The sequence below is a fragment of the Stenotrophomonas terrae genome (assembly GCF_001431465.1).
GTDB classification, from domain to species: domain Bacteria; phylum Pseudomonadota; class Gammaproteobacteria; order Xanthomonadales; family Xanthomonadaceae; genus Stenotrophomonas; species Stenotrophomonas terrae.
The window spans coordinates 42,693-54,481 of record NZ_LDJJ01000006.1; the positions used below are offsets into that span (position 1 = coordinate 42,693).

12 protein-coding genes are annotated in these 11,789 nt (G+C 65.6%); 3 read left to right on the forward strand and 9 right to left on the reverse strand.

Annotation, left to right across the window (positions count from 1 at the left end; genetic code table 11):
• Nucleotides 1-73 precede the first annotated feature (73 nt).
• Nucleotides 74-469, forward strand: coding sequence for a hypothetical protein (locus tag ABB27_RS02010; protein ID WP_057626626.1), 396 nt, complete (start codon nt 74-76; stop codon nt 467-469).
• A gap of 112 nt (nt 470-581) precedes the next feature.
• Entirely contained in the window at nt 582-2,324 is a 1,743-nt protein-coding gene (locus tag ABB27_RS02015; protein ID WP_425477466.1) for a diguanylate cyclase, read from the forward strand.
• On the opposite strand, the gene ABB27_RS02020 is transcribed toward ABB27_RS02015, so the two are convergent.
• The 9 genes from ABB27_RS02020 to rlmD all read right to left on the reverse strand — a co-directional run bounded on the left by ABB27_RS02020 (nt 2,325) and on the right by rlmD (nt 10,885).
• Nucleotides 2,325-3,965 (reverse strand): acyl-CoA dehydrogenase family protein, encoded by a 1,641-nt coding sequence (locus tag ABB27_RS02020; RefSeq protein WP_057626558.1) that lies wholly within the window; start codon nt 3,963-3,965, stop codon nt 2,325-2,327.
• Between the two features lie 62 nt (nt 3,966-4,027).
• Nucleotides 4,028-5,266 carry an FAD-dependent oxidoreductase gene (locus ABB27_RS02025; protein WP_057626559.1) on the reverse strand — a complete coding sequence of 413 codons (1,239 nt, stop codon included), beginning with the start codon at nt 5,264-5,266 and terminating at the stop codon, nt 4,028-4,030.
• 78 nt (nt 5,267-5,344) lie between these two features.
• Nucleotides 5,345-5,551 (reverse strand): transcription antiterminator/RNA stability regulator CspE, encoded by a 207-nt coding sequence (gene cspE, locus ABB27_RS02030; protein ID WP_057506519.1) that lies wholly within the window; start codon nt 5,549-5,551, stop codon nt 5,345-5,347.
• A gap of 90 nt (nt 5,552-5,641) precedes the next feature.
• A complete protein-coding gene (locus ABB27_RS02035; protein WP_152984394.1) occupies nt 5,642-6,394 on the reverse strand; it encodes an S-methyl-5'-thioinosine phosphorylase in 753 nt (250 codons plus the stop codon).
• A gap of 98 nt (nt 6,395-6,492) precedes the next feature.
• Entirely contained in the window at nt 6,493-7,047 is a 555-nt protein-coding gene (locus ABB27_RS02040; protein WP_057626561.1) for a hypoxanthine-guanine phosphoribosyltransferase, read from the reverse strand.
• Entirely contained in the window at nt 7,047-8,054 is a 1,008-nt protein-coding gene (nagZ, locus tag ABB27_RS02045) for a beta-N-acetylhexosaminidase (protein ID WP_057626562.1), read from the reverse strand. The genes ABB27_RS02040 and nagZ overlap by 1 nt, the downstream gene beginning before the upstream one ends.
• Nucleotides 8,055-8,133: 79 nt before the next feature.
• Complete coding sequence (locus tag ABB27_RS02050; RefSeq protein WP_057626563.1) at nt 8,134-8,829, reverse strand: DsbA family oxidoreductase; 696 nt, start codon at nt 8,827-8,829, stop codon at nt 8,134-8,136.
• A 226-nt stretch (nt 8,830-9,055) separates the two neighbouring features.
• Nucleotides 9,056-9,541 carry a CYTH domain-containing protein gene (locus ABB27_RS02055; RefSeq protein ID WP_057626564.1) on the reverse strand — a complete coding sequence of 162 codons (486 nt, stop codon included), beginning with the start codon at nt 9,539-9,541 and terminating at the stop codon, nt 9,056-9,058.
• Between the two features lie 3 nt (nt 9,542-9,544).
• Complete coding sequence (gene rlmD / locus ABB27_RS02060) at nt 9,545-10,885, reverse strand: 23S rRNA (uracil(1939)-C(5))-methyltransferase RlmD (RefSeq protein WP_057626565.1); 1,341 nt, start codon at nt 10,883-10,885, stop codon at nt 9,545-9,547.
• Between the two features lie 124 nt (nt 10,886-11,009).
• Here rlmD and ABB27_RS02065 point away from each other — a divergent pair, with 124 nt between their 5' ends.
• On the forward strand, nt 11,010-11,723 hold the full coding sequence (locus ABB27_RS02065) for an Hpt domain-containing response regulator (protein WP_057626566.1): 714 nt from the start codon (nt 11,010-11,012) through the stop codon (nt 11,721-11,723).
• Nucleotides 11,724-11,789 lie beyond the last annotated feature (66 nt).

An 11,789-nucleotide genomic window follows, 5' to 3' on the forward strand; every position in this document is an offset into this window, starting at 1 on the left:
GCGGCTGGCCTTGACGCGATCTGAATACGCCAGCACCTAGGCTGTGATCATCGATCACACAACGGAGCGCGCCATGAAATCATTTGTCCCCGTATTGGCTGCAGGCTTGGTTCTGGCGCTTGCAGGTTGCAACGACCGCAACGCCGAGCAGGCCAAACAGGATGCCGCTGCTGCCGCCGAGCACGCCGGTGATGCCGCACGCAGTGCAGCCGCGTCCGCTGCCGACGCCACCCGCGATGCCGCCGATTCTGCAGCGGCCGCTACCCGCAGCGCCGCCGCCGAATCGCAGCAGGCACTGGACAAGGCCGCCGACGCTACCAGCAAGGCTGCAGATGATGCTTCCGTAGCGGCCAAGGACGCTGCCGCCGATGCCAGTGCCGCTACTGCGAATGCCGCACAGAAGGTGGCCGATGAGGCCCACGACGCTGCCAAGCATGCACGCGACAAGGCGGACGTCGCCAAGCATTGATAGACTTCACCGCGCAGCCGTCAGTTGACGGCTGCGTGGCATACGCGCCGGATGCGTGGTGCCATCGGGGGCCGGATGCAAACCATCCGAGCGGGCAGGTGATCCAACGCGCATGGCAGCACGCGCGCCTCACCTCGGTCATGCGGTCAAGGGCGCGATGCAGAAACGCACTAGTAGTAAATTCGCGCTGATTTTCTCGGCGCTGGTATTTGTCGCCATCGGTATTGGCGTTTTTATCGGTGCACGCAGGTTCATCGCCGATGCGCGCCTGGTCGCCCACACCCATGAAGTCATCAGCCGCATCGACGAAATCCAATCGATGGTGCTCGATGCCGAATCGGCGGAGCGTGGCTATCTGCTGACCGGCAGCCAGGCCTATCTGCTGGACTACCAGATGAGCGTTGAACGCTTGCCCCTGCTGCTGGCCGCGCTCTCCAAATCGGTTCCCGACAACCCTGACCAGCTGCACAACGCCACCAAGCTCAAGGAGTTGGTGAACCGGCGCCTGCAGCAGATCCAGCACGTGGTCGATATCTATGACGCGCAAGGCCTGGACAGCGCCCGCGCGGCGATCAACCAGACCGCCTTCCGCACCACCAGCGCCATCCGTGAACAAGTGCGCACCATGGTCGAGCAGGAACGCGAACTGCTGGTGGAACGTGCCGCCAGTTCCCGCCGCAGTGCCGACCTGCTGCTGGGTCTGGCTTTCGCCGGCATTCCGTTCGGCCTGGCCGTGGTCGCCTCGGTCTACGGCATCCTGCTGTCAGAACTGCGCCGCCGCAGCCGCGCCGAAAAGCGCGCCGCCAATGCCAGCCAGCAATTGGCCGGCAACCTGGAACAGATCGAGCGCTCCAGCGCCGACCTGCAGACCCTAGGCCGCTACACCGGCCTGCTGCAGAGCTGCGCCAACCCGGAAGAAGCACTGGAAATCAGCGCCCGTACCCTGGAGGCACTGATGCCCAATGTCGCCGGCTCGGTCTATCTGCTGCGTGCATCCAATGACCGCGCCGAGAACATCGTCAGCTGGGGCACGCCGCTGATCGAAACCAGTGCCTTCCTGGTGCCCAGCGATTGCTGGGCGATCCGCCGCGGGCAACCGCATGTCATCGATGATCTGCTGCGTGACGCAAGCTGCCCGCACATCACCCGGCCCGAAGCCGGAACCAGCGTGGCCACCGCCTGCATCCCGATGTCGGCACAAGGCACGCAGATCGGCTTTTTGTTCCTCTCCGGCGCCGGCCCTGGCCCACTGCCGCGCTTGAACATCGCCGAATCGGCGGTGGAGCAGCTGTCGCTGGCGTTGAGCAATCTGCGTCTGCGCGAGTCGCTGCGGCTGCAGTCGATCCGCGACCCATTGACCGGCCTGTACAACCGCCGCTACCTGGAAGAATCGCTGACCCGGGAAATCGCCCGCTGCGGCCGCCGCAACTTGCCGCTGTCGGTGATCATGCTGGATGTGGATCACTTCAAGCAGTTCAATGACACCCACGGTCACGGCGGCGGCGACGCCCTGCTGGCTGCCGTTGGCCAACTGCTGAGCTCGCGCCTGCGCGGCGAAGACATCGCCTGCCGCTATGGCGGCGAGGAGTTCACCGTGATCCTGCCCGAATCGGACAGCAGCGATGCGCTGCGGCGAGCAGAGGAGCTGCGCCTTGCCCTGTCGCAGATGAGCGTGCCGCTGTCCGGCAAGACGCTGCCACCGATCACCGCCTCGTTGGGTGTAGCAAGCTACCCCGTTGATGGCGTGGCTGGCCTGACCTTGTTGCGCAAGGCCGATGCCGCGCTGTACCGGGCCAAGCGCAGCGGCCGCAACCGGGTGGCGCCCTTCGATGCAGCGCTGGACGGCGCCGGCTGATCAGCCCTGCGGCAGCGCCCGTTCCAGTATTTCGCCAAAATTGACCTGCGCCGGCAGTACGCCATACACGCCGGCAGCACGCGGTAACCGCGTCTGCACGAACCCTGCTGCAAGCGGGCTGCCCGCGCGCAACAAAGCCGCCGCCTGCAACAGCACTGCAATCGCACTGACCAGGCTGCGCGCATCGGCCTGTTGCAGTTCAGTGCCGTCCAACTGCGTCAGCGCAGCGTCCAATGCGTCGTCGTAGCCCGTATCGCGGCCGGCCACCTGCTGCAACTCGGCCTGCAGCGCAACGCGGGTTTCCGGTTCGCGTTGCAATGCACGCAGCACGTCCAGGCATTGCACGTTGCCGCTGCCCTCCCAGATCGAATTCAACGGTGCCTGCCGATACAGTCGCGGCAACATCGACTCCTCCACGTAACCGGCACCGCCCAGGCATTCCTGCGTTTCATTGACGAAGGCCGGTGCGCGTTTGCATATCCAGAACTTGCCGATGGCAGTGGCAATACGTGCAAACGCCGCTTGCTGGGGATCGTGGCCTGCGGCATCCACCGCACCGGCCACGCGCATGGCAAGAGTGGTGGCCGCCTCCGACTCGATGGCCAGGTCGCTCAACACATTGGCCATCAATGGATGCTCCACCAGGCGCTTGCCGAAGCTGCGCCGGTGCCGCGCATGATGCAGTGCCTGCGCCAGCGCCATGCGCATCTGTGCGGCCGAGCCCAACATGCAATCGAGCCGGGTCAGCATCACCATCTCGATGATGGTCGCCACGCCTCGCCCCTCGTCACCAACACGGCGCGCCCAGGCGCCGCAGAACTCCACCTCGCTGGACGCATTGGCCCAGTCGCCGAGCTTGTCCTTGAGCCGCATCAGGTGAAAATTATTGCGCCGCCCACAGGCCAGGCGACGCGGCATCAGGAAGCAGCTCAAGCCGCCCGGCGCCTGCGCCAATACCAGCCAGCCATCGGACATCGGCGCGGAGAAAAACCATTTATGCCCGACCAGGCTGTACTCACCCTCGCCTGCCAAGGGCGTGGCCAGGGTGGTATTGCTACGCACATCCGAGCCGCCCTGCTTCTCGGTCATGCCCATGCCGACGGTGATGCCCGGCTTGTCACCGATGGGTAGGTCGCGTGCGTCGTAGAACGGCGCCGCCGCCTTGCTGGCCCACTCGGCCAGCGCCGGCTCCTGCCGCAACACCGGCACCGCGGCATGGGTCATGGTCAACGGGCAGCTGGTGCCGGCCTCGGCCTGATGATGCAGGTAACTCAGTGCCGCCCGCGCCACATGCGCACCCGGCTGCGGTGAGCGCCAGGACAAACCGGCGACGCCACGGGTTTTCGCCGCGGCCATCAAGCGGTGGTAGGCCGGGTGGAAATCGACACTGTCAATGCGGTTACCCTGCGCATCGTGGGTGCGCAGCAACGGCCGCTGCCGGTTGGCATCAAAGCCGATCCGGTACAGCTCGCCACCGGCCAGCACGCCGTACTGCTGCAATACGCTCGTAAACGCCTGCGCACCTTCGCGGGCCACGCTCTGCTGCAGGACCTGATCGTCCAGCCATAGATCGCGTTCGCCGAACGGCGGCGGCTGGTTGTCGACGACATGGGTTTCAAACGGTGGCGGCTGCGGCAGCATGGCGGCGACTCGGGGAGGACCGTCCTTGATTCTGCCGCAAGCGCCTGCCGCCCGCGCGCCGTTCAGCGTTTCTCGGCGACCTCGGCCAACGCCGCGATGAAGTCATCCTGCAGGGCCAGCTTGCCGAACAGACCGTGCTGGGTGCCGCTCAACACCCGCAGCATATGTCCACGTCCGCCGGGCATGCGCCCCATCGGCTTGAACAGCAGGTCACGGCCATTGGCGACCCAGTCGCGATCGGACTGGAAGATAGGCGTCAGCCAGCGGCTCCAGAACTGGTACAGCCATACATGCGCCTTGCGCAGCAGCTGGTACTGCGCCAGCGCCGCGTCGATGTCCGGCTGCGCGCGCAGGGCATCGCGCAAGGCCATGGCATCCATCAGCGCCATGTTGACGCCCTGCCCCAGCTGCGGGCTCATCGAATGGGCGGCATCGCCGGCCAACACCAGCCGGCCGCGGTACCAGCGGTCCATCACCGCATCGCGGTAACTGGCGCGGGCCAGCTGCGTCTGCAGGCTCACCCCGGCCAGGCGCTCGCGTGCCTGCGGCCACAACGTGGCGATCTCATCCAGCCACGGCTCCAGGCCGTCGCGCTCCCAGGCCTGGAACCCATCGCGCGGCAGGCTCCAGAAGAAGCTCAGGCGCTGCTCGCTGTCGCCCGGGCGGCTGCCCACCGGCAACAGCCCGATCATCTTGCGCGCGGCCACATAGCGCTGGCGCAGTTCGTCACCGTGCTGCCAGTCGCCGCGCGGCAGCAGACACCACAGCGCTCCCCAGGGATAGACCCGGTCCAGCCGCGTGCCCTGCACCTGCGCGCGCAGCCCCGAGGCGGAGCCGTCGGTGGCGATCACCAGATCAAACGGCCCGTGCCAGCGACCGTGCTGGTCCTGTACGCGTTGCAGGCTGTCGTCGATGCCGCCGATGCGGCTGTCCACGTGCAGCGCCTGGCGGCCATCCCAGGCGGCATCCAGCAGCGAGAACAAGGCTCCGCGCTGCATGCCGACGCCGCACAGGCGTGCGTCCAGCCCGGCATAGGTCATGTCCATCACCGCGCGCCCGCACGGGGTTTCGCCATACAGGCGGCGCACCACCGCGCCGTGCTCAAGCACCTGCGGCATCAACTGCATCTGCCACAGCGCCTGCAGGCCACTTGGCTGCAGCAGGAAGCCCGCCCCAACCGGGCCCGGCGTAGCAGCCTGCTCAAACACCTGCACCCGGTGCCCGTCGCGCGTGAGCAGTACCGCCAGCGCCTGGCCGGCAGTGCCGTAGCCGACGATGGCGATATCCAGTGTCTTGTCCATTACAGTCCCTCCCCGGGCGACCGCCTTTGCTAAAAAAAAACCCCGCCGAAGCGGGGTTTTTCCGCACAACCGGGTGGATTACTCGGCCGGCGTGATGTTCGAAGCCTGGGCGCCCTTCGGGCCCTGGGTCACGTCATAGCTGACGCGCTGGCCTTCCTGCAGGCTGCGGAAGCCCTTGGAATTGATCGCGGAGAAGTGCGCGAAGACATCGGCGCTGCCGTCCTCCGGTGAGATGAAGCCAAATCCCTTGGCGTCGTTGAACCACTTGACGGTACCGTTCGGCATGGTGATGCGAGACCTTCTTCGATGAATGGATTGATGTACGCTGAATGAAGCGCACTGGCGGAGTATGCAAAGCTTAAGCCGGGATGACAATCACCCCCGGGCCAATTCACCCACCAAAGTCGGCAAACCAGACGAAGCTGCGTCCACATTGGCCAGAACCTCGGCCATGGTGATCTCCGCTGCGTCACCGCAGCCGGCGGCCCAATTGGCGACAATCGCCAGACAGGCGTATTCCAGCCCCAGTTCGCGCGCCAGCCCGGCCTCGGGCATGCCGGTCATGCCGACCAGATCGCAGCCATCACGGCGCATCCGCGCGATTTCCGCATTGGTTTCCAGTCGCGGCCCCTGGGTGGCGCCATAGCAACCGCCGTCCTGCATCGCCACACCCTTGGCCTCGGCCGCCGCCAGCACCTTGGCGCGGAACGACGGGGTATAGGGGTGGCCGAAGTCCACGTGCAGCACCTCGCTGCCGGGCTCCTCGCTGAGCGTGGAGATACGGCCCCAGGTGTAGTCGATCAGCTGGTCCGGGCAGGCCAGCACGCGCGGCCCGAAGTTGTCACCGATGCCGCCCACCGTGTTCAGGGCCAGCACCCGCGTAGCGCCAAGCTGCTTGAGCGCGGCCAGATTGGCGCGGTAGTTGATCTTGTGCGGCGGGATCGAATGACCTTCGCCGTGGCGGGCCAGGAACGCCACCCGCTGGCCGTTCAGCATGCCCACCCGCACCGGGCCGGAGGGAGCGCCGTAGGCGGTTTCCACTTCATGGCTCTGGACATCGTCCAGCGCCGCCAACTTGTAAACGCCGGTGCCGCCGATCACGGCCAGGGCAATAGGTTCCATGCTCATTCCTGATGTTCCCGTTGGGCACGCGCAGGCCACGCGCATGGCGTGGCCTGTGTGCGATCAAACCGGTCGCCGATGCCAAGAAGCATCGGCTGCCGGTATTACTGCTTCATTGCGTAGATGGCCGGCAGTGAGCGCAGCGATTCGTTGACGTCCATGCCGAAGCCGAACACGAAGCGGTCCGGCAGCTCGATGCCCGAGTAGTCGGCCTTGACGCCCGGCAGGCAGCGGTCGTGCTTCTTCACCGTCAGCACGGCGATGCGCACGTCGGTGGCGCCCTGCTCCAGGCACCATTCGCGCACGCCCTGCAGGGTGAAGCCCTCGTCCAGGATGTCGTCGACAAGGATCACCCGGCGGCCGAACAGGGCCGACACCGGGCGGTGCTTCCAGACCAGGTCGCCGCCGCTCTCACCGTGGTAACGCGAGGCCTGCATGTAGTCGAACTGCGCGTCCTGACCACGTGCGCCCAGCTCCAGCGCCAGCTGGCCGGCGAACGGCAGCGCGCCATTCATGATCGAGATGAACACCGGCACTTCGCCCTTGTAGTCGCGCGCGATGGCGTCGGCGATGCCGGCGATGGCGGTGTCGATGGTGGGGCGGTCGACCAGCAGGTCGGCCTGGGCCACGGCTTGTTCAAGAGTGAGTTTGCTGGACATCAGGCGGTTCTTCCAAGGTTTTCAGACAGATGATTACGGGTATCAGTGTGGCGGGCGTCGGCCAGCAGGCCGCCCCAGCCCATCGCGCCGCGGCCGATCAGGCTCAACAGGGCGGCGGTGTTCAAGCTGCGGCCGGACACGGCCTGCAGCGATTCTTCGACCAGCTCCGGGTGGCACACCAGCACCACATCACAGCCGGCATCCAGGTGCGCATCGACCCGGGCCTTGACCCCACCGGCCGCGAACGAAGCCGCCATGCCGATGTCGTCGGAGAACACCACGCCGCGGAAGCCCATCTGCTCGCGCAGGATCTGATTGATCCAGCGCGGCGAATAGCCCGCCGGTTCCGGTGCCACCTGCGGGTAGATGACATGGGCCATCATCACCGCATCGGCACCGGCGGCGATGCCGGCACGGAACGGGATCAGGTCGTGCGCTTCAATTTCGGCAAGCGGACGCGGGTCAACGGCGGTGTCCACATGGGTGTCTTCACGCACCGTGCCGTGGCCGGGGAAATGTTTGAGCGTGGCGGCCATGCCGACGGAGTGCATGCCGCGCACATAGGCTGCGGTCAGTACGGCAACCACCTGCGGATCCTCGCCGAATGCACGGTTGCCGATGGCCAGGTTGGCATGGCCCACATCCACCACCGGGGCAAAACTCAGGTCCAGGCCGGTGGCGCGGATTTCGCTGGCCATCAGCCAGGCGTGCTGTTCGGCCAGCGCCAAGGCTGCGTCCGGGTCGCTTGCATACAGCTTGCCGAAGCCCTCAAGCGGCGGCAGCTCGGCATAGCCCTCGCGGAAGCGCTGCACGCGCCCGCCTTCCTGGTCGACGGTGATCAGCAGCGGCCGCGCGGTGGCCGCGCGGATCGCCGCGGTCAGCTCCGTGACCTGCTCGCGCGAGGCAAAGTTGCGCTTGAACAGCACCACCCCGGCCACCGCGTTGTGCTGCAGCCAGCCTCGCTCCTGGGCGCTCAGTTCAGTACCGGCAACGCCGATCAAAAGCATGCAAGGACTCCAATCCACCGCGGACTGCGGCCTAGCGGAGCATTGTCGCAGATGGCGCCCGCCGCGTCAGAGCCCGCGTTCAGACGCTGCAACCATCCGGGCCACAGGCCTGTTCATCCTGGCTGGCGGCCGGCGCGGGGGCCTGTTCGGCGGCGATCTTGCGCAGCACCTGGGCGAACACTTCCGGCGGCTGCCCGCCCTGCACCGCGTATTGGCCGTTGATGACGAAGGTCGGCACCGACTGGATGCCCAGCGCCTGCGCCTGGCCAATCCCGGCCTGGACCTCGGCCAGCCCCTCGTCCGAGGCCAACATCGCCTGCACCCGCTCGGCCGGGATATCACCGGCCGCGGCGGCGCCGATCAAGACCTGCGGCTCGGCCAGATTGCGACCTTCGGCGAAGTGCGCGCGGAACAGCGCCTCACCGACCTGCTCCTGCACGCCGTACTGCCCGGCCAGCCACAGCAGCCGGTGTGCCGGCAGGGTGCTGACCTTGACCTGGCCCTGGCTGAAATCCATCGGCAGGCCCATGGCCTGGGCAGCGGACTGGGTTTGCGCCAGCATCTGCTGGGTACGCTCGACCCCACCGAATTTGGCCGCGTAGGCCTCCATCAACGGTACCGGCGTGGTGCCCGCCTCCGGATCAAGCAGGAACGGATGCCAATGCACATCCAACTGCGGCGCGTCCTCGCCCAGCAGCTCAACGCCACGCTGGAAGCGGTGCTTGCCAATCCAGCACCAGGGGCAGACAACGTCGGACCAGATATCGATGCGCATGAATGTTCCTGCTCACAAAGGAATGTAGTGCCGAGCCATGCTCGGCAGGGGCTGTACCTGCAATGCCAAGGTAGTGCCGAGCTATGCTCGGCAGCAGCTTTACGCAAGATACCAAGGCGATGCCCAACGATGCTCGACTGAGGCATTTGCGGCAAAGCCCCTGCCGAGCATGGCTCGGCACTACGGGCCTCCGCTTATGCCGAGCGTGGCTCGGCATTGCGGGGTTTTACCACTGGCTATAGGGCTTGGATGCCAGCGCCAGATTGTAATAACGCAGCTCGTCGGTCACTTCGGCGCCGGCCCAGTCTGGTTTGGCAAACACCTGATCGGCGCTTTCCAGTTCCACCTCGGCCACCACCAGCCCGGCGTTGTCGCCGAGAAACTCGTCCACTTCCCACAGCAGGCCATCGTGCTGGACCAGGTGCCGGCGCTTGTCGATCAAGCCGCCGACGCACAAGGCCAGCAGCTCACGGGCCTCGCTTACCGGCACCGGGTAATCAAACTCCTGGCGGGTGTGGCCGAGCTCGCGCGACTTGATGTTCAAGTACGCCTCCTCGCCCTGGATGCGCACCCGCACCGAGGCCTTCTGCGCACCGCTGTCCATCGCCGCCATATCGTTGATATAGCCCTGCGCCATCGGAATCACCGCATGCGCGGCAGCGCGCCAGCTGTCATCGGTGACAAGGAACTTGCGTTCGATCTCGATGCCCATGGCTTAGTGCTTCTCGAAAACGGCAATGCTTTCAACATGCGCGGTATGCGGGAACATGTCCATCGCACCTGCCGACACCAAGGTGAAGCCCCGCTCGTTGACCAGGTAGCCCGCATCGCGTGCCAGCGAGCCCGGGTGGCAGCTGACGTAGACGATGCGCTTGAACTGATCCAGCGGCAATTGCTTGAGCACGTCGATCGCGCCCGAACGCGGCGGGTCCAGCAGCAGCTTGTCAAAGCCCTGCTGCATCCACGGCGCACTGCTCTGATCCAGGGTCAAATCGGCGGCGTAAAATTCGGCGTTGTGCAGACCATTGCGCTCGGCGTTTTCCTTGGCGCGCGCGACCAGACCGGCCTCGCCTTCCACGCCGACCACTTCGCGCACGGTGCGCGCCAGCGGCAAGGTGAAATTGCCCAGGCCGCAGAACAGGTCAAGCACGCGCTCGTCCGGCTGTGCGTCCAGCAGGGTCAGCGCATGCGCGATCATCTGCTGGTTGAGCTTGGCATTGACCTGGATGAAATCCAGCGGCTGGAACGCCAGCTCCACATCCCATTGCGACAACGCGAACGACAGCGCCACGCCCTCGGCCGGCCACAACGGTGCGACCGTGTGCAGGCCACCGGACTGCAGGTAGATCGCAAAACCGTGTGTCTGGCCGAACGCGATCCATGCCTGCCGATCGGCATCGCTGAGCGGCTGCAGATGGCGCACGGTCAGCGCGATGGCGGCGTCGCCTGCGATGAACTCGATCTGCGGGATGTCACGCTTGCCATCCAGCGATTCGATGAATTCGGACAGCGCTGCGACCTTGCTGCCGATCTCCGGGATCACCGTCAGGCACTGCGACAGGTCGGCCACAAAACGCGGGTCCAGCTCGCGGAAGCCGACCAGGGTCTTGTCCTTCTTCTCGACACGGCGGACCGAAAAACGGCCCTTGCGGCGATAGCCCCAGCTGTCCCCCACCAGCGCCGGCAACACGCTGCCCGGGCTGACGTGACCGATGCGGGTCAGGTTCTCGGTCAGCACATGCTGTTTGGCAACAATCTGCTGTGACTCCTCCAGATGCTGCAGCACGCAGCCGGAACACACACCGAAATGCGGGCAGCGCGGCTGCACGCGATCCGGCGAGGCCTTGAGCACTTCCACCGTCTTGGCTTCGTCGAAATGCCGGCTCTTGCCGGTCTGTTCAGCCATCACCGTCTCACCCGGCAATGCACCGTTGATGAAGGTGACTTTGCCACCCTCGCCGTCGCGGCGCGCAACGCCACGGCCATCGTGGCTCAGGTCGAGGATGTCGGTCTGGAACGGAGTTTTGTCTATGCGGGGGGATCTGGATCGGGCCACGTGGCAAAAGGCTGCGGGCAAAAGGGCGCACATTGTCGCAGATGCGCGCCGCGAACACCCCGACGGCTTGCACAACGCCGCGCCATCGCTAATATGCGGGCTGTAGCTGACATGGAGGCAGCAGATGAATACGTATCACCAAGGAAACCTACCGCGCCTGTTACTGGTCGAGGACGACATGACCAGCCAGGGCTTCTTCCAGTTTGTGCTGGAATCGCTGCCGGCCAAGGTTGATATCGCCGATTCCTGCGCCAGTGCACTGCGCCTGGCCCAGGCCGGCACTTACGACATGTGGCTGCTCGATGTGAACCTGCCCGACGGCAACGGCGCCAACCTGCTGCGCATTCTGCGCGAGCGGCATCCGCGTACCGTTGCGCTGGCGCATACCGCCGACACCAGCCAGGAAATACAACGCACGCTGCAACAGGCCGGCTTCCAGGAAACACTTGTCAAGCCGATCAGTCGCGATGCCCTGCTTAAAAGCGTACGCCGCGCTCTGGCCAAGTCGGCGGTAAAGGCCGATGGCGAGGTTGCCGAAGCCGCGCTGGATTGGGACGAGTCAGCGGCGATGAACGCGCTCAATGGGCAACAGGCGCATGTTCGTGCACTGCGCGAATTGTTTCTGTCCGAGTTGCCCAGCACCCGCGACGCGGTCAGCCACGCACTGGAAGAACACGACGACAAAACCCTGCACGCGCAGCTGCACAAGCTGCAGGCCAGTTGTGGCTTTGTCGGTGCCTCGCGGCTGGCCTATGCGGTACGCCAGTTGAACCACGATCCTGCATCGATGCAGGCGCGCCAGCAGTTCGGCAGCGCCGTCAGCGCATTGCTGCGCTGAATCATCCAGGACGCCCAGATGTAGTGTCGAGCCATGCTCGGCAGGGGCGTTCCCGGTAAAGCCTCT